The organism is Pseudomonas sp. R1-6 (assembly GCF_051132115.1).
Taxonomy (GTDB): Bacteria; Pseudomonadota; Gammaproteobacteria; order Pseudomonadales; family Pseudomonadaceae; genus Aquipseudomonas.
Window position 1 is genome coordinate 2,981,113 of the sequence record NZ_CP071662.1, and the last position, 18,317, is coordinate 2,999,429.

Consider the following 18,317-nt stretch of genomic DNA (forward strand, 5'->3'; position numbering starts at 1 on the left):
GTTCCGACATTTTTACTCGCAGGCAGACCGTCTACCCGAACTGTTCCGGGGCCGCGACGCCCAAGAGTTGCAGTTGCGCAAAGGGCTCGTCACCTGAAGCGAAGATAAAGTTCTTGTCGCTCAGTTGCGCTGCCACATTCCCCTCCAGGGTGACCTCGAATCGGCGCCCCTCGTCATCGGCCTCATAGCTTTTCAGGTAGGTCCGCTGGCCGTCTTCACTGACGACCGCTTGCAGCGTTTTGTTATAGCCGCTCCAGAACTCGGTGAAGCCCAACGCCGACACGTCGATCTTGTCCGTGAGCGGATCGAAGTCGATGATCCGATCCTGGAAATTGCCGTCGGCCGTGCGAAAGCTGTCATCGAGAGCATCGAAGCGGAAAACATCCCAGCCCTCGCCGCCGCTGAGCACGTCGCGTCCCAGCCCGCCGTCGATGACATCGTGCCCATTGCCGCCCGAAACGACATCGTTACCGGCGCCGGCGACAATCTGGTCACCGACCACCGAACCCATCAGTCGGTCGGCTGACTCGGTCCCCTGGATCAGGTGCGGCGCGAATACCACGTTGGTTTCATCGAGGGCCTGAGCCACGTCGCCATCCAGGACCAATTCGAAACGATGCCCCCGCCCGTCCGCGTCGAAGCTTTTCAGATAGGTTCGCGTTCCGGCCTCGTTGACGTGCACCGCCAGGGTTCCATCCAATCCGTTGCCGAACCCGCTGAACCCCAGCGACGTCAAATCGATCCGATCCAGATCGGCGTCGAAGTCGACGATTCGATCGCTGACGGCCTGGTTGTCGGTGCGGTAACTGTCGCCGATCGTACTGACCCGGAAGACATCGGCACCGGCTCCGCCCTCCAGCACGTCCCGTTGCCCAGCGCCATCAAGCAAGTCGGCACCGTCATGGCCGCTGAGTCGTTCCGGGACATAGGTGCCTGACAGGACGTCATCGCCCCGCCCTCCATCGATGCCCGGCAACACACCGTCAAGTGCGCCGAAGGTGGTATCGAGCGTGCCATCGGGGTTGAGCCGGATAAGGCTGAAATCAGCGTTGCCGAAATAGGTGCTCTGCCCCGCCACCAGGATTTTCCCGTCCGCCAGAACGGTAATGTCCCTAGCCATGTCCCGATCACCGGTCAGGTCGATCACCGCGACGCCAGCGTTGCCGAAACTTGTGTCCAGAGTGCCGTCCTGGTTCAGCCTGATGATCTTGAAATCAAAACCGCTGCCATTTTGTTCGCCGCCACCGGCCAACAGGATCTTGCCATCGGCCTGGACGGTGACCGAGGCTGCCAGGCCCGCCACCTGCGTATCGACCAGGCCGTCCGTGCCGAAACTGCTGTCCAGGCTGCCGTCTGCATTCAAGCGCGCGACCACCATCTCGCCGTTGTAACCCGGCACCAGCAATTTGCCATCCGCTTGCAGGGTGAATCCGTACCCTTCCAGCGCGCCCATGTTCGGGATATTGAATTGGATGGCGTTGCCGCCATTGAAGGTCGAGTCAAGCGTTCCGTCGGCATTGAGGCGACTGACCGAAAACAGACTCTCGTAGCTGTCCTGATTCGACACCAGGATCTTGCCGTCAGGCTGTACCGTGGCACTGGCATAATCGCCCCAGGACCCCGGCACGATGGCCTTACCGTTGACACCAAACCCCTGGTCCACCGTGCCGTCGGTATTGAGCCGGATCATGGCGATGCCGGACGTGAATTGTGGGTAGACGAGCAGATACTTCCCGTCTGGCTGTACGGCCGCACTGTAGCCTTCCCCTGGGAAAATATCGTGAGGGAGCTGCGTCTTGCCGTCGTCGCTGAAGGTCGTATCGAGGGTGCCGTCGGCATTGAAGCGCATCAGGGAGGTCCGGTAGCCTTCGTACTCCCAATCCTTTTCTACCTTTGTCATGCCCGCCAGCCATATCGTGCCGTCCGGGGCCACCGCGATTTTCTTGGTGTCGTTGTAGCCGTCAAGGTCGACGAAGGTCTTCCCAGTGCCTGCTCGTGGGGCCAATCCTGCATTGCTGTGTGCGTTGTCCATGCTGAACCTCATGTGTCGATGAGACACTCCAGAAAATTTTCGCACCTTACAAAATAGTCACTCATGGCGGCTTCGCCAGTCTTGGATCCCATCAGCGCAACGCAGCGCCGTGCTTTTCCAAGCCTTACACCTTCATCATCAACTCGCCTTGGGCATCCGCTTCGCCATGGAGCAACTCGATCACCCAGTCGATAAACACCCGCACCCGGGGCGACAGTTGCCGATGGGGCGGATAGACCACCGAAATCGGCCATGACGGCACTGGATGTTCCGTCAACACTTGCACCAAGCGCCCTTCTGCCAACTGCCGCTGCACGTGGTAACGCGGCGCCTGAATCAAGCCGAGTCCCGCTTCGCAGGCCGTCAAGTAGGCGTCGGCATTGTTGACGGTCAGTTCCGAAGGCATGTTCAGCTCTCGCACCTGCCCCGCTGCCTCGAACTCGAACGGAAAAAAACGTCCATTGCCGGACGCGAAGCCAACGGCGCGGTGCCAGGACAATTCTTCAGGTCGCCGTGGCGTGCCCTCGCGAGCCAGGTACTGCGGGCTGGCGCAGGTCACTTGATGCAGCCGCACGATCGGCCGCGCCACCAGCGCCTGGTCGACGATATTGCCGGCCCGGATGGCGCAATCGACCCCCTCGCGTTGCAGATGTACTTGCCGATCATGGAAACCAAGGTCCAGTTGCAACTGCGGATAGCGTCGATAGAAGTCCGCCAGGTTCGGCACGATCCAGGTGCAACCGAAGGCGATCGGCATGTCCACGCGCAAGGTGCCCCGGGGTTGGCTCCGTTGCGTGGAGAGCGAGTTTTCCAGGTCGTCCAGTTCTTCCAACAAGTGGCCGCAGCGCTGGTAATAAGCTTCGCCGTCGAGGGTGGCACGCACTTGCCGGGTGGTGCGCTGCAACAACTGCACGCCCAAGTGGCTTTCCAATTGCTGGATCAACAAGCTGACGGTGGCCCTGGGCAGCCCCAGGTCATCGGCCGCCCTGCCAAAACCGCCCAGCTCGACGATGCGTCGGAACACTTGCATTGCCTGTAATCGGTCCATTATTCGGCTCACTGTTTAGAAATCACGAATAGTTAAACCAAAGTCACCAGCTTTATCCATAAAACCAATTTAAGGAGACTGATCTCGTCATCTCAACCCAAAGGAACACTCTCATGATCACCCGCCAACTTGGCCATCAAGGCCCACACGTCAGCGCCATCGGCTTGGGCTGCATGGGCATGTCGGATTTCTACACCACCGGCGCGGATGAGCCAGAGGCAATCGCCACGCTCCACCGCGCCGTGGAACTGGGCGTAACACACTTCGACACCGCGGACATGTACGGGCCGCACACCAACGAGCAATTGGTGGGACGGGCGTTGCGCGGCAAGCGCGATGGGATTTTTCTGGCGAGCAAGTTCGGCCTGGTTCGCAGCGACGATCCACATGCCCGGGGCGTCGATGGTCGCCCGGAGTACGTCCGGCAATCGATCGACGGCAGCCTCAAGCGGCTCGGAACCGATTACCTGGATCTTTACTATCAACACCGAATCGACCCTCAGGTGCCGGTGGAAGAAACGATTGGCGCCATGGCCGAATTGGTCAAAGCCGGCAAGATTCGCCACATCGGCATTTCGGAAGCCAGCGCCGAGACAATCGAGCGGGCCCATGCCGTGCATCCCCTGGCGGCGGTGCAAAGCGAATATTCGTTGTGGTCCAGGGAGCCGGAACACAACGGCGTGCTCGAAACCTGCCGACGCCTGGGAATCGCTTTTGTCGCCTACAGCCCGTTGGGGCGTGGTTTCCTGACGGGCGAGTTGAAGACGCCGGAGGACTTTGCCGCCGACGACTATCGGCGCTTCAATCCGCGTTTCGAGGCCGACAACTTCTATCGCAACCTCGCCCTGGTCGAACGAGTCCGGGCCATGGCCGAGGACAAGCACATCAGCGCCGCGCAACTGGCCTTGGGCTGGGTACTGGCCCAGGGAAGCAATGTCACCGCGATCCCGGGCACCAAGCAGCGTCGGTACCTGGAAAGCAACGTCGCCGCCGCCAGCGTTTTCCTGAGCAGCGATGACTTGAATCATCTGGACGCCATTTTCGCCCCCGCAGGCGCCGTGGCCGGCGAGCGCTACAGTGCCGAGGTGATGACCTTGCTCGACGGCTGATCCTCACACCCACCGTGGCGAGGGAGCTTGCTCCCGCTCGGCTGCATAGCAGTGGCAAACAGCCGACGCGGTCTGCCCGAAGACCGCCGGGGACGGCTTCGCCGGCCAGCGGAAGCAAGCTCCCTCGCCACGGGTTATTCGATAGATGGAGTCATCGCGATGCGAGCGATTCTTGCTTACTGGAGATCCTCTGCTATGACTTAACCCCGTCACTTTCAGTATGTGAGGCAAGGGAATGTCAGCCGCCAAGAAAATGAGCGTGGGGCAACTCACCATGCTGACTGCCGTCAACATGCTGGGATCCGGCATTGTCCTGTTACCCACCAAGCTCGCCGAAGTCGGCGGCATCTCCATCCTCTCCTGGTTGATCACCGCCACGGGCTCCCTGGCGCTGGCCTACGCGTTCGCCCGCTGCGGCATGCTCAGTCGAAAGACCGGCGGCATGGGCGGATACGCCGAATACACCTTTGGCAAATCCGGCAACTACATCACCAACTACACCTATGGCCTATCGCTGCTGATTGCCAACGTGGCGATCAGCATCACGGCCGTCGGCTATATCCAGACGCTTTTCAGCATCCAGCTCGACTCGCTGCAAGTCGGCCTGGCAACCATCGCCTTGTTGTGGCTGACCACCTTCGCCAATTTCGGCGGCGCAAGCGTTACCGGCAAGATCGGCGCCGTGACCGTATGGGGCGTCATTGCCCCGGTGGTGCTGGTGTCGACTATTGGTTGGTTCTGGTTCGACAGCAGTGTCTATGCGGCCGGTTGGAACCCTCACGATAAACCCTGGTACGAAGCGGCTGGCGCATCGGTGGCGATCACGCTCTGGGCCTTCCTAGGCCTGGAGTCGGCGTGCGCCAACGGTGACGCGGTGGAGAACCCCGAGAAGAACGTGCCGATCGCCGTTCTCGGCGGGACGCTCGGGGCCGCTGTGATCTACATCGTCTCGACCAACGTCATCGCCGGTATCGTCGACAACGCCGAGCTGGTGTCCTCCACCGCGCCGTTCGGCCTGGTGTTCGCCAAGATGTTCACGCCCCTGGTGGGCAACATCGTCATGGGGCTGATGGTGCTGGCGTGCGTCGGCTCCCTGCTCGGCTGGCAGTTCACCGTCGCCCAGGTGTTCAAGAGTTCGGCGGACACGGGTTACTTCCTGCCGATCTTCGCCAAGGCCAACAAGCATGGCGTGCCGATCATCAGCATGTTGATCCTGCTGGCGATGCAGACGGCGATGGCGCTGCTGACCATCAGTCCCGACCTCGCCAAGCAGTTCGATACGCTGGTGAACCTCGCCGTGGTGACCAACCTGGTGCCGTACATTCTCTCCATGGCGACGCTGGTGACCCTGCAGAAGGTTTCCAATGTCCCGGCGAACAAGGCTCTGGTCACCAATATCGTCGCAGGCATCGCCGCGGCCTACAGTTACCTGGCGCTCTACAGCTCGGGCGAACAAGCGCTGATGCTCGGCGGCGTGGCGGTCATCGTCGGCTACACGCTGTTCGGTTACGTCAATACCCGCCTGATCCGCCTGGAGGCCATGAACAACAGCGTACCGACCCAGACCGTCGCGGCGCAGCACATCGTTGGCGAGCCCATTCCCGTCAACCACTTGAAGCCGGCTAACCTGGAGGCATTGCCATGACGGAACATCGAAATCTATTGGGGATGCTGGCCCTGCTCGTCTCCAACGCACCCGACAAGCGCAGCGTATTCGGCCGGGCCCTGATCCAGCTGATCAGTGACGTAGAGGATCGCGCCGTCAGCGTGCTGACTTCCGAGACCCTGAGCGATGCCAAGTCGATCCTAAGCTCCGACCCGGCCATCCAGTGCGTGCTGCTCAGCTGGGAAATAGACACCAGCGAAGACCATCGCGAATGCATCGACCTGCTGACCGCCCTGCGCGAGCGCAACACCCGCGTGCCGGTGTTCCTGATCAGTGATCGCAGCACCGCGTCCAACGTGCCGTTGATCGTCATGCAACACGCCGACGACTTCATCTGGCTGCCCGAGGACACCAGCCGGTTCCTGAGCGGGCGGATCCTGGCGGCGATCGAACGTTATCGCCAGGCAGTATTGCCACCGATGTTCGGCGCCCTGCTGAAATTTGCCCGCAGCTACGAATATTCATGGCACACGCCGGGCCACGCCGGCGGCACGGCCTTTCTGAAAAGCACGGCGGGCCGGGCATTCTATGAATTCTTCGGGGAAAACCTGCTGCGCTCGGACCTGTCCATCTCCGTCGGCGAGCTGGGTTCGCTGCTCGACCACAGCGGCCCCATCGGGCAAGGCGAGCGTTATGCCGCCAAGGTCTTCGGCGCCCATCGCACCTACTACGTCACCAACGGGTCATCGATGTCCAACCGCGTGATCCTGATGGCCAGCGTGACGCGGGACCAGATCGCCTTGTGCGACCGCAACTGTCACAAATCCGCCGAGCATGCGATGACGCTGTCCGGGGCAATTCCGACCTACCTGGTGCCGACTCGCAACCGCTTCGGCATCATCGGCCCGATCCTGCCGCAGACCCTCAGCGCCGAGGGCGTGAAGGCCGCCATAGCCAGCAATCCGTTGGTCAAGAGCGACATCGACCCGACACCCGTGCACGCGATTATCACCAATTCCACCTACGACGGCCTGACCTACAACGTCACCCGCGTCGAGGAACTGTTGGGGCAAAGCGTCGATCGCTTGCACTTCGACGAAGCCTGGTATGGCTACGCGCGCTTCAACCCGCTGTACAAGGACCGCTTTGCGATGCACGGCAGCCCGGACGACCACGACCCGTCGAAACCGACCGTGTTCGCCACCCAGTCCACTCACAAGCTGCTGGCTGCGCTGTCCCAGGCGTCGATGATCCACGTGCGCAATGGCCGCAATCCGATTCCCCACGGGCGCTTCAACGAGTCGTACATGATGCACGCCTCGACCTCGCCCAACTACGCGATCATGGCCTCGTGCGATGTCAGCTCGGCGATGATGGAGGCGCCCAGCGGGCAGATCCTCACCAGCGAGGCGATCGAAGAAGCTGTCGCCTTCCGGCAGGTCATTTCCCATATGCAGAGCGAGATGTTCAGTCACGACGATTGGTTCTTCTCGTGCTGGCAACCGCCGATGGTGCAAGTGGACGGGCAGTCGATCGCCTTCCATGAGGTCGATCCAGCGCGGCTCAAGGCCGACCCCGGTTGCTGGGTGCTGCACCCCAATGAGGTCTGGCACGGCTTCGGCGACATTGAAGACGGCTACTGCATGCTCGATCCGATCAAGGTCTCGATCCTGAGCCCTGGCATGGGCGACGACGGGAATCTGCTGGACTTCGGCATCCCGGCCTGTGTACTCAGCGCCTACCTGGGCACGCAAGGCATCGTGGTGGAAAAAACCACCGACTTCACCATCCTGTTCCTGTTTTCCATCGGCATCACCAAAGGCAAATGGGGCACCCTGGTCAACGCCCTGCTCGACTTCAAGCGCGACTACGACGCCAACCTCGAACTGGAGCTGTGCCTGCCCGACCTGTTGAGCGCCAACCAACAGCGCTATGCCGGCATGGGGCTCAAGGACCTGGCCGAAGAGATCTTCGCCGCCATGAAAAAAACCAAGACCACCGCAGCCATGGCCAAGGCTTTCGGCACGCTGCCGCAAGCGCAGTTCAGCCCCGTGGAGGCCTACGAAAAATTGGTCAGAAACGAAATCGAGCAGGTGACGCTGGACGAGGCCGCCGGTCGGATCGCGGCAACGGGGATCGTGCCGTATCCACCGGGCATCCCCCTGTTGATGCCAGGGGAAAATGCAGGCCCATCGGACGGACCCTTGCTGGCTTACCTCAAGGCTCTGGAGAGTTTTGACCGGTCATTCCCTGGCTTCACCCATGACACCCATGGGATCGAAAATGACGGCGGCGTCTATCGGTTGCTGGTGTTGAAACAGGACGCGGCGGACCGTTAGCCGATTGGATCGAGGATGTCATCGAGATTCGCTGGGCTCACGCCAGCAGCTCGTTGATCCACCGCACCTGCCGCGCGACCTCTTGTACTTTTTCTTCAGCCACGGCCTGCTGCGCCTGGGCGAAATTGGCCAGGGTCTTGTGCTTGAGGCGCAGCATGCGTTGCCACTTGGCCAGGAATACCGGGCTGCGGGCCTGCATTTGCAGCGGGCCGAAGTACAGCTCCTCGGCGCTGTACATCACCGGCCCGTCACGCTCGGCGACGATGATTTCGTAGTAGAAGCGGTTTTCCCACAATACGTCTTCGCACAGGATGCGGTAGTCGTTGTCCATCAGCCATTGGCGCAAGGGCTGTTCGCCGCCATTGGGCTGGAGGATCAGGCGTTCCCGACCGCTCAGGCGACACTTGCCGCTGTCAAGAATGTCGCGAATCGTCTCGCCGCCCATGCCGCACAGACTGATCGCCGTGATGCCGTCCGCCGGTTCGATCGCCGCCAGGCCGTCGGCCAGGCGCACGCTGATCCATTCGTCCAGGCCGCTTTCACGCACGGTGCGCTCAGCCGCGCGGAACGGCGTCAACGCCACCTCTACCGCCACCGCCGCCGCGATCACCCCACGCTTGATCAACGCCACCGGGAGATAGCCATGGTCCGAGCCGATATCGGCCAGGCGCGCCCCTGTCGGCACGAGCCCCGCCACGCGTTCAAGGCGCATGGACAATGTCTGTTCGTTCAAGCGTTCAATCCTGTTTTGCGTTGCTTATGCTGCCGCTGTCTTGGCGGGGCGCCCACTTTATCAGCGATGGAATGTAAAAGTTGCTACCGGCCACGCTTGCGACAATGAACTGAGGCATCGCTCGCATAACGAAGCAGCCGCCGATGCCCGGCACGTGTTTGGGTCTATGCTTGTCTTGGGTTCGCCAGCAACAGCGAACCGTTGATCAGGAGAACACGTGAAGTATTCGATGCCTGCCGCAGTGCTGCTCAGCCTGTTGCTCGGCCCGGCAACCGCACACGGGCAATATCAGGTCGTCACCGAGGAATGGGCACCCTACAACTATGTGGAGAACCATCGGCTCACCGGCATGACCACGGAAATCGTCCGGGCCATCATGGCGCTGACTGGCGATCATTTCGAGATGTCGGTGCAACCCAGCATGCGCGCCACGCAGATCCTGAAGAACCGGCCCAAGACCATCATGTATTCGCTGTTCCGCACACCGGAGCGTGAGCCATTGTACAAATGGGTCGGCCCGATCGTTGAGGAATCCATCCACGCCTACCAACTGGCCGGCTCGCCGCCGATCAACTCTCTCGAACAACTGCTGCGCGCTCCCCAGGTCACCACGCGGCACGCGGGCCTGGTGCCGCAGACGTTGCAATCGCTGGGGTTCAATAACCTGGACAAAAGTGCGACCGAAAGCAGGCTGCTGTACCGCATGCTGCTTGCCGGACGAACCAGCATCATCGTCGGCGACACCGCGGCCGGAGTGGCGTATTACAGCCGCCAATTGGACATCGCGCCGGGCACCCTGCGCAAGATTCCCATCGAGCTTTACCGCTCGTCGCTGTACATCGCCTTCAGCACCGACAGTGACGATGAACTGATCACCGCTTGGAGCAACGCGCTGGAGCAACTGCGTCGGTCTGGCGAATTGGCGCGTATCCAGCAACGCTATGAGCAGCCTCCCCAGCCCTGAAGCAACGCGCCTGAGTCACGGCTCGGCGGCGATGCGTCTCACCCTGTGGCAATCCCCCGGTTGCAATTTCTGGCCGCTCAATGCGCGGACCTCGATGGGCATCAACGGCTCGCCAGAGGCGTTGTCCAACAGCACCGACCGCGTCTCGTGCTCGGCGAACAAAAACCGTTCGCCCCACTGCCGCAGGCTGATCACGATTGGAAAGATTTCCTGGCCTTTTTCCGTCAGGACATATTCCTTGTAGGCGCTTGCGTCCGATGCGGGCTGCACGCGCAATACACCGACTTGAACCAGGCCTTTGAGGCGCGATGCGAGGATGTTCTTGGCAACGCCCAGGCTCTTCTGGAATTCGCTGAAGCGGCGAATGCCGTCGAAGGCATCGCGGATGATCATGAGCGACCAGCGGTCACCGATGATTTCCAGTGTTCGGGCTACCGGGCATTCGCTGTTGGGCGATGGGGTGTTTTCTGACATTGGGTTTCCTGTTTGCTGACGCAGGGGAGTAGCTCCACCAAACTAGTTGCAAATTAAAACCCATTCAAGCAAAAATCCAATCCGGTTTTTAATTGCAACCAGATTGGAAGGCGCACATGACCGCACACATCATCCCAAGCCAAGGCCTGTCCCCAGCCCTCACATCCCTGTTATCCATCACCTGCGCACTGGCCGTCGCCAACGTCTACTTCGCCCAACCCCTCCTAGCCTCGATGGCCGAGAGCCTGGGCGTCGCTCCCGCCTCGATCGGCATCGTGGTCACGGCCACCCAGCTTGGATACGCATTGGGCTTGCTCTTTATCGTCCCGCTGGGCGACAGGATCGACGGCAAACGGCTGATCCTGACCCTGGTGACGTTGTCCGTGATCGCATTGACGGTCGTCGGCGCATCCCAGCATTGGCTCATCCTCCTGGGCGCCATGATCACCACGGGCCTGCTCGCGGTCGTCGTCCAAGTGCTGGTGGCCTATGCAGCCGTGCTATCGGCACCGTCCCGACGAGGCCAGACCGTCGGCACCCTCACCAGCGCAGTCCTGATGGGCATACTTCTGGCGCGATTCATCTCGGGGTTCATCGCCGACCTCGCCGGCTGGCGTGCGGTTTATTTTGTGTCGTCGGGACTGATGCTGATCATCGCGACGGTGTTCTGGAAAGTGGCACCCACCACGGCGTCACCGGGAAATCGGCAGCCCTATCCGGCCCTGATCCGCTCGCTGTTCCAACTGTTCATGACCGAACCGCTGTTACGAATCAGGGGGCTGTTCGCGCTGCTGATCTTCGCCGCGTTTTCCGTCCTCTGGACCGCCATGGTCCTGCCGTTGAGTGCCCCGCCATTGTCGCTTTCCCACACCGCCATCGGCCTGTTTGGCCTGGCCGGGGTTGCCGGCGCGCTGGCGGCTCGGAGAGCCGGTCGCTGGGCCGATCGAGGCCTGGGGCAACGCGTGACGGGTCTTTCGCTGGGTCTGCTGGTGCTCTCATGGCTGCCCATCTCCTTCGCCGAAAGCTCCCTGATCGCCCTGGTCTTCGGCGTGGTCCTGCTCGACTTCGCCGTACAAGCCGTGCATGTCACCAACCAGAGCCTCATCCTCGCCGCACGCCCCGACGCGCAAAGCCGCATGGTCGGCGCCTACATGTGTTTCTACTCGATCGGCAGCGCACTGGGTGCCGCCGCCGCGACCCAGGCCTATGCGCTGTGGGGCTGGGCCGCGGTCAGTTGGCTGGGTGGGTCGATCAGTGTTGTAGCGTTGGGTTTGTGGGGCGTTTCGATTCATCGGGGCGGGTGCGCTGAACAGAAATCGGCGTGATCGATAACTTGTGCGCGGCGAGCTGCGAGGCGCTTTCGATCAAGGCACCGACTCACCCGTCACAAATGCTACAGTCGCGCTCCAATATCGAGGGAACGCCATGCGCATCATCGGAGCGGCTCTAACCATCGCAATGCTGACCGGCTGCGCAACGGCCAACGAAACCTTTGGCCCCGGGTCGCTCTGCGGTGTGCAGCCTTATTGCGGTACGTATTTCGATTATCAGGTGCTCAAGGAAGCGGCGACGGAGGATAACGCGACGTACGCCAGTGCGTTTGCGCCGCTCGCGGCCATCGATCTGCCCCTCAGTTTTGTCGCCGATACGCTTATCCTGCCCTACACCATCTTTCACATAAGGCCGGCGGAAGAATAGCCGTCGCCTCCTCCTGTTCTTACAGTCGAAAGCGCTGCTGGATCGCTTTGCCCAACAGATCTACCGCTTCATCGGCGTGTGAGGCCTGGGAGCGCACGAACACCACTTCATGATCGGGCACCACCGGCAAACCCTCGAGGATGCGCATGTTCTCCGTCACCCGGGCGCGGTCGATCAGGCTGATTCCCAGTCCGGCTTCCACGCATGCCTTGATGGCCTGGTTCGAGGGGCTCTCCAGGACGATTCGCACCTTGCGCCCGCTTTGCCGCAGCGCCTGCAGCATGACTTGGCGGTAAGGGCATTGCGCCGCATGCACGGCCAGCGGGAGCGGGTCCGTCGCGCTCGGCGCCCCATGGGTCGCGCCTACCCAAACCGGCGTGGTGGTGACCAGGATCTGGCCCGCCGCCTCAGGCTGGTCCATTGGCTGGGTGAGTACGGCGGCCTGCAGTTTTGCACGTTGGACATACTCGCGCAGCGCATAGCTGGGTGCGGTCTTGAGTTCGAGGACCACGTTTGGCCAGGCTGCGGTGAATGTCGGCAGAATGTCGCGAATGACATGATCGGCGTATTCGTCCGGCACGCCCAGGGTGACGCGCCCCGCCAGCCGTGTCCCGTGTAGGTCGGCGAGCACGCGGTCATGGGTCGCGAGCAGCTCCGTGGTGGACACGAGCAGGCGCTTGCCCAGGGCGGTCAGGGAAACCGACTGATTGTCACGGTCCAGCAAACGGCCCCCGGCGACTGCTTCCAATCGTTGGATGTGCACGCTCACCGCTGCCGGGCTCTTGTGGAGCTGCTGCGCCGCGCCGCTGAACTTGCCCAGGCGCGCGACTGCATGAAACGTCCGGATCAGTTCGATATCCAGTATGGCTGTCATGATTCAACCTTTTTAAACCAGTGCTGCACGATATTTTGATTTATTAGATTAGTCGGCTTTCGTAGCCTGTGACCATGAACCCGACCAAATCGATCACCCGCTCGTTGCCGCCCAGTGCGTATTGGCTGATTCCGTTGCCCTTGCTCGAAGCGGCATTACTCGTGGCCTGGAGCTCCGGCTTCGTCGGCGCGCGATTCTCCATCGATTACGCCCCGCCGCTGCTTGTGGTGTTCTGGCGTTGCGTGCTGGTCACGCTCCTGCTGTTTCCTTTCGTCGTCCGGCAACTGAGGCGTACCGCCCTCGTCACCCTCCTGAAAAACGCCGGTATCGGACTGCTGGCGATGGCGGGTTACCTGGCTGGTATTACCCAGGGCATTGCCTGGGGTGTGCCCGCTGGCCTGGCCGCCTTGTTCGCCGACTTGTTGCCGATGGGCCTGGCGCTGATGGCCGCGGGTATCCTGGGGCAGCGCATGGCGCCGCGGGTCTGGGCAGGTTTGTTCATAGGCCTGACGGGCGTTGCCCTGGGCACCCATGGCGCGCTCGGGTGGGGCAGCGCGCCGTTGTGGGTCTACGGGCTGCCACTGCTGGGCATGTTGTCGCTCGCTGCGGCGACGCTCTGGCAAAAACACCTGCCAGCCTCGCAATCCATGGGCCTGCTACCGAACCTCTGGTTGCAATGTTGTGTCTCGGGCCTGGCCTTTGCCCTGATCGAAGGCGTGCAAGGCAGTCTGGCGCCGATACCCAGTACCGGGTTCGCCCTGAGCGTCATATGGACGGCCGGATTGTCGACGATGGGCGGCTATGGACTCTACTGGCTATGCCTGCGCCGGGCCTCGGCGACCCGGGTCGCCAGCGTTCTTTACCTGAGCCCGCCCATCACGATGGTATGGGCCTGGGCGATGTTCGACGAACCGCTGTCATGGCAAATGGCGCTGGGGATGGCGGTGTCTGCTGTCGGGATCGGATTGGTTGTGCGAGGGGAAGCGCGTGAGGCGCGAGGCAAACAACCTCACGGAACGGCTGCCGAATCGGAAACCGCCGGGTAGGTCAGCTTCAGTTCGGAGCGTCGTGCCGCCGGATTCAACGCCGCCCGGGTCGCCTTGTCCTTGTCCATGATATGGAAGACGTCGACACCGCGAATCAGCAGGTAATCGGTGATGATGCGGCGATGACAACGCCACCAGACCGCTTCCGCACACATGATGGCGCATCGGCGTGCCTGGTTGAGCGCAAGGAGGCGGTCCAGGCCCGTCTCGAATTCGTCCGACAGCGCGTAATCCGCATAATTGTGGAAACTGCGGTTTTCCCAGAATCCGTTGACCTCATCGGCTACCGTCCTGGATTTTTTTCGCAGGCCGCCCAGCTCCCGTATCTGCTCATGCTTCAACCCGTGCGGCTCCAACAGCCCCGCAAGCGTATCGAGGTTGTATTGAGGATTCGTCCGGGATCTCGGAACAGTCCTGACGTCTACGATCATCTCGACATCGAAGCTTTTTACGATGTCCACGAATTGCTCGAGGGTTCGGGTCGAATGACCGATCGTGTAAAGGCTGGGTTCTTCCATGACGGATCCGGATTCAGCTGAGCGTTTTTATAGGAACAACTGCGCCGCACGTTAGTTTCCCAACACGCCAGTCACAAAAGCCCGGGCACGACAACATGCCCGGGGCTTTGCAGAGCGCGCAATCAAGCCGGTTGCTTGAGCGTGTCGTACGCCTCCAGCGACCGCAGCGAGTAGATATAAGCTGCGCCAGCATTCAACGAAATAGCGGTTGCCAGGGCGGCGGCGACTTCTTCGCGGCTGGCGCCGGCCTTGATCGCGGCATCGGTATGCACGCCGATGCAACCGTCGCAGTGAGTGGTGATCGCCACAGCGAGGGAAATCAACTCTCGAGTCTTGGCGTCGAGTACATTATTTTCGCTGGCGGCTTCGCCAAGGGCCATATAGGCCTTGACCATTTTCGGGTTGCTGCGGCCCAGGGCACCAAAGGCTTTCTGGATGGTAGGCAACAATTCGGACCAATTATTGAACATGGCATTAACTCCTGAGTGGGTTGGGTGTACTGTTTCAACGCCCTCAGTTTTCCACTTGGGTGCGGGTCGGGTTTGTTCGATCCGCTCAGCTTTTGTCGCGAAACGCTCAAATGAATGCCATCGATAAACTCATCAGCCTGGCGAACGTGCGCGGCAGCCTGGATCTGCGTTGCCAGTTCCAGGGTGACTGGGCCCTGCACCGCGAACAGCAAGCCCTCGGCAATGCGCCCTACCACATCGTGCTGGCGGGTGAATGCCGGGTGGAGTTCCCCGACGGCCAGCGTTTGCCCATGCGCGCCGGCGACATCCTGCTATTACCCCGGGGCGCCCGACACGTCATGCACAGCCCCGGAAAAACCGTGGCGCCGACCTCGCCGAAAATCATCAACGGAGGCACGCTGCCGGTCCACCGCATCGGTGGCGCCAGCGCGGAACTGGACATGATCTGTGGCGGATTCCACTTCAATCGTGCCTCGCTGCTGTTCGCATCGCTGCCTGAGTACCTGGTGATTCCCAGCGGCGCGCTGCCCGCCAATGGTCCGCTACAGGGGCTGGTGGAGGTGATTCGCGCCGAAGCGGACGACAACAAGGTAGGCGCGCGATTTTTGCTGGATGCGTTGTCCCAGGCTCTGTTCACCTTGATCCTGCGGGCGCACCTGGCCAATCACGGCCAGGACAGCGGCTCGCTTGCATTGTTGACTGACAAGCGCCTTGGCCGCGCCTGGCAGGCGATGCTGGATGACCCCGCCCATGACTGGACCATTCAGGGCCTGGCAGAACTGGCGAGCATGTCCCGGGCCAACTTCATGCGCGCGTTTGTCAAAGTGGCCGGCGTCTCGCCGTGGGTGCTGTTGACCCAGGTGCGCATGGAATTGGCGTTCAGCCTGCTGAGCCATTCGCATCTGGGCTTGAGCGATATCGCCGCACAGGTCGGCTATCAATCCCAGGCGGCGTTCAGCAAGAAATTCAAAGAGGTCTATGGCGAGGCGCCGGGACGTGTAAGGCGGACGATCTAGTCAGCTTGCATCGCCGGTTTCAAACCTCCAATACCAAAGGCTCGCTGCCCTGGGCCGGTACCGCGCAACAGATCAGCACTTCGCCGTCGGCCACGGGCTCGGCGGGTTGGGTCAGGTAGTGCACCTGACCTTGGGTCATGCGGGTTTTGCAGGTACCGCAGGAACCGCCACGGCAACTGAATTCCGGATTCAGGCCGCGGGCCTCGGCCAGCTCGAGCAGCGTCCCGCTGCCGGGTTCCCAGCGGGCTTCCTTGGCCGAACCGGAGAACAGCACTTTCACCGCCTCAGTCGCCGCCGGCACCTGTTCGGCGGCCGGTACGCGGACCTCGATATCGCGCACCAGCGTAGACGGACCAAAGGTTTCAGCGTGAATGCGATCATCCGGGATACGCAGCTTGCGCAGGCCGTCGTAGAGCGCCTGGGTAAACGTGCCCGGACCGCACAGGTAGTAATCGTAGTCGTCCAGCGGCAGCAGTTGCTTGAGCAGCGCCACATCGATTCGTCCGGCCACGTCATAACCCTGCCCGGGTTTGCCGTCGGCGGGCGGTTGGCTGACCAGGCGCAGCACTTTCACTTTGTCACCGGCACGCGCCACCAGCTCATCGATTTCCTCGCCAAAGGCCAGGTCGGCCACGTGCCGGGCACTTTGCACCAGCCAGACCGGACGCATGCGGCTGATGCGTTTTCCTTGATAGACCACCTCGCGCAGCATCGACAACAGCGGCGTGATGCCAACGCCCGCCGCCAGCAGCACCAACGGCCGGCGCTCGGTGGCGTCCACCGTGAAATGACCTTGTGGCGCCCGGGCTTCGATATCGTGGCTCGCCTGGATCTGCTCATGCAGATGCGAAGAGACCGCGCCGTCACGCTTGACGCTGATGCGCAGGAAATCATCCGAGGGCGCGCTGGACACGCTGTACGTCCGGATCGAAGGCACGCCCTGCCCCTCCAACAACACCCGCACGGGCAGATGCTGCCCGGCCTCGAACCGGGGCAAGCCGGCACCGTCGGTGGTTTGCAGATAGAACGAGCGGATGTTGTGGCTTTCGTCCACCACTCGCGTGACTTGCAGCGCACGCCAATGGGTACGCAGGGCCTCGGCCTGCAAGCGTTCGGCAGTCTGTTCCCAGTTGCCGGTCATCAGTGAATTGGGCGAGTCGCCTTCAGCCTGATCCTTCCAGCGCAACGGTATTGCCGTCGAACGGTAGACCACGCGCTGCGGGGTGAACCGCAATAACCGTTCGGCGCCCTGGAACGCGGCGATCTGCGGGTCTTCCAACACCACCTGCGCCGAACCACTCATCTGCAGCAGGTCGCCGGTCTGGAAATCGACGAACACCAAGCCTGCGCGTGGGTTCAGCAGGATGTTGCCGAGCGTGTTGAAGAACAGGTTTCCAGAAAAATCCGGGATGGTCAGCGTCCCGTCCTCGTCCATGCGCACGAAACCGGGCTTGCCGCCGCGATGGGAGGCGTCGACCTGCCGTTCGCCGTCGCGTACCACGTAAGTCGCGATGTAGAACGAGTCTGACGCGGTGACCAGACGACGAACCAAAGGATCGGCTACTTCCAGCTCACGTGAGGCAGCAGGCTGCTCATCGACGAAGCGGTATTGGCGCAGATTGATGTAGCGCGGGCAGTTGCCATAGGCCTGGGTCACCGAAATCTCCAGGCCCTGGTCAAGCTCGCGGCGCACCACGCCGTTCATGCGATTACGCCGACGGGTGTGCAATTCGATACCCAGCATGCCGATGGCGTCGCCCTCGCCCAGCCCTTCCTGGGCCGGGTCTTCAGGCTGCGGATCGAAATGGATATGCAGCGTTTCAGGATCTGGTGAATTCATGAAGCCGGGCTGCCCGGTGCGCAGAGTCGCCCAGACATCGCCCTGACGATCCACTGCCCCAAGCACCACAAACGGCAATTGCCCGTAGAACTCCCGATGCTGGTCCGGCATCCAGGTACGCGCCAGTTGTCGCTGACCGACGCCGGCCATCATCTCAACCGCCCCGACGGAGCGCTGCAAGGTCAACTCCCCTTCATGCCAGGGCGAAGATTGTGCTTTGGTGGCTTCGTTCATCAGCTACTCCTCGCGCCCCCCGTTTTGCAACGGGGTTGAATGCGCATTGGTCAGGGAGGGTCCATCACACCGATGGCGAACGGTGCATGAGGTGGAGCCATCTTCTGCCCAAAGCGGTGGCGCAGGAATACGCATGGATTGAAATCCACTGTTTCATTAAATGGAATGACCCTTCAAAGCGCTGCGCCGTCGACTCGACTTATCTTGTCGGTTGCCCTTGTCTGCCTGACAGAGCGCCCATAGATTAGAGTCCACGTCTCGACGCCAGCCATAGCGCAAACGTGTCGTGGCTTCGTCCCGGAACAAGTGCACTCAA

Annotated in this window: 16 protein-coding genes; 8 read left to right on the top strand and 8 right to left on the bottom strand. The window is 61.6% G+C overall.

The annotated features are described in order from the left end of the window. Window positions 1-31: 31 nt before the first annotated feature. Both J3P81_RS13470 and J3P81_RS13475 read right to left on the bottom strand, forming a co-directional pair. Window positions 32-2,032, bottom strand: coding sequence for a M10 family metallopeptidase C-terminal domain-containing protein (locus J3P81_RS13470; RefSeq protein WP_420763785.1), 2,001 nt, complete (start codon window positions 2,030-2,032; stop codon window positions 32-34). A gap of 124 nt (window positions 2,033-2,156) precedes the next feature. Next, window positions 2,157-3,080, bottom strand: coding sequence for a LysR family transcriptional regulator (locus tag J3P81_RS13475; protein ID WP_434559068.1), 924 nt, complete (start codon window positions 3,078-3,080; stop codon window positions 2,157-2,159). A 113-nt stretch (window positions 3,081-3,193) separates the two neighbouring features. On the opposite strand from J3P81_RS13475, the gene J3P81_RS13480 reads away from it, so the two are divergent. From J3P81_RS13480 to J3P81_RS13490, 3 genes are all read left to right on the top strand, one after another. Continuing rightward, complete coding sequence (locus J3P81_RS13480; protein WP_434559070.1) at window positions 3,194-4,189, top strand: aldo/keto reductase; 996 nt, start codon at window positions 3,194-3,196, stop codon at window positions 4,187-4,189. Window positions 4,190-4,424: 235 nt separating this feature from the next. Continuing rightward, complete coding sequence (gene potE / locus J3P81_RS13485) at window positions 4,425-5,834, top strand: putrescine-ornithine antiporter (protein ID WP_434559073.1); 1,410 nt, start codon at window positions 4,425-4,427, stop codon at window positions 5,832-5,834. Then, window positions 5,831-8,134 (top strand): Orn/Lys/Arg decarboxylase N-terminal domain-containing protein, encoded by a 2,304-nt coding sequence (locus J3P81_RS13490; RefSeq protein WP_434559075.1) that lies wholly within the window; start codon window positions 5,831-5,833, stop codon window positions 8,132-8,134. Before potE ends, J3P81_RS13490 begins: the two co-directional genes overlap by 4 nt. Window positions 8,135-8,171: 37 nt before the next feature. Here J3P81_RS13490 and J3P81_RS13495 read toward each other — a convergent pair whose 3' ends face one another. Then, window positions 8,172-8,867 (bottom strand): tRNA (adenine(22)-N(1))-methyltransferase, encoded by a 696-nt coding sequence (locus J3P81_RS13495; protein ID WP_434559077.1) that lies wholly within the window; start codon window positions 8,865-8,867, stop codon window positions 8,172-8,174. Window positions 8,868-9,084: 217 nt separating this feature from the next. On the opposite strand from J3P81_RS13495, the gene J3P81_RS13500 reads away from it, so the two are divergent. Then, window positions 9,085-9,831, top strand: a complete 747-nt coding sequence (locus tag J3P81_RS13500; protein ID WP_434559079.1) for a substrate-binding periplasmic protein — start codon at window positions 9,085-9,087, stop codon at window positions 9,829-9,831. A 15-nt stretch (window positions 9,832-9,846) separates the two neighbouring features. On the opposite strand, the gene J3P81_RS13505 is transcribed toward J3P81_RS13500, so the two are convergent. Further along, complete coding sequence (locus tag J3P81_RS13505; protein WP_434559081.1) at window positions 9,847-10,305, bottom strand: winged helix-turn-helix transcriptional regulator; 459 nt, start codon at window positions 10,303-10,305, stop codon at window positions 9,847-9,849. A 116-nt stretch (window positions 10,306-10,421) separates the two neighbouring features. On the opposite strand from J3P81_RS13505, the gene J3P81_RS13510 reads away from it, so the two are divergent. Together J3P81_RS13510 and J3P81_RS13515 are read left to right on the top strand one after the other, a co-directional pair. Continuing rightward, the gene (locus J3P81_RS13510) at window positions 10,422-11,630 is read left to right on the top strand and encodes an MFS transporter (protein ID WP_434559083.1); all 1,209 of its coding nucleotides are present in this window, start codon (window positions 10,422-10,424) and stop codon (window positions 11,628-11,630) included. A gap of 100 nt (window positions 11,631-11,730) precedes the next feature. After that, window positions 11,731-12,003, top strand: a complete 273-nt coding sequence (locus J3P81_RS13515) for a YceK/YidQ family lipoprotein (protein ID WP_434559085.1) — start codon at window positions 11,731-11,733, stop codon at window positions 12,001-12,003. Between the two features lie 19 nt (window positions 12,004-12,022). On the opposite strand, the gene J3P81_RS13520 is transcribed toward J3P81_RS13515, so the two are convergent. Continuing rightward, window positions 12,023-12,877, bottom strand: coding sequence for a LysR family transcriptional regulator (locus J3P81_RS13520; RefSeq protein WP_434559087.1), 855 nt, complete (start codon window positions 12,875-12,877; stop codon window positions 12,023-12,025). Between the two features lie 74 nt (window positions 12,878-12,951). Between J3P81_RS13520 and J3P81_RS13525 the strand changes: the two genes are divergently transcribed. Beyond that, window positions 12,952-13,923, top strand: coding sequence for a DMT family transporter (locus J3P81_RS13525; protein WP_434559089.1), 972 nt, complete (start codon window positions 12,952-12,954; stop codon window positions 13,921-13,923). Here the strand turns inward: J3P81_RS13525 and J3P81_RS13530 are convergent. Together J3P81_RS13530 and J3P81_RS13535 are read right to left on the bottom strand one after the other, a co-directional pair. Further along, window positions 13,887-14,441 carry a DUF488 domain-containing protein gene (locus J3P81_RS13530; RefSeq protein ID WP_434559091.1) on the bottom strand — a complete coding sequence of 185 codons (555 nt, stop codon included), beginning with the start codon at window positions 14,439-14,441 and terminating at the stop codon, window positions 13,887-13,889. The two genes, J3P81_RS13525 and J3P81_RS13530, sit on opposite strands and share 37 nt — an antisense overlap. Window positions 14,442-14,563: 122 nt before the next feature. Further along, window positions 14,564-14,911, bottom strand: a complete 348-nt coding sequence (locus tag J3P81_RS13535) for a carboxymuconolactone decarboxylase family protein (RefSeq protein WP_030140590.1) — start codon at window positions 14,909-14,911, stop codon at window positions 14,564-14,566. 110 nt (window positions 14,912-15,021) lie between these two features. On the opposite strand from J3P81_RS13535, the gene J3P81_RS13540 reads away from it, so the two are divergent. Continuing rightward, window positions 15,022-15,927, top strand: a complete 906-nt coding sequence (locus J3P81_RS13540) for an AraC family transcriptional regulator (RefSeq protein ID WP_434559093.1) — start codon at window positions 15,022-15,024, stop codon at window positions 15,925-15,927. Window positions 15,928-15,946: 19 nt separating this feature from the next. Here the strand turns inward: J3P81_RS13540 and J3P81_RS13545 are convergent, their stop codons facing one another. Next, complete coding sequence (locus tag J3P81_RS13545; protein ID WP_434559095.1) at window positions 15,947-18,001, bottom strand: 2Fe-2S iron-sulfur cluster-binding protein; 2,055 nt, start codon at window positions 17,999-18,001, stop codon at window positions 15,947-15,949. Window positions 18,002-18,317 lie beyond the last annotated feature (316 nt).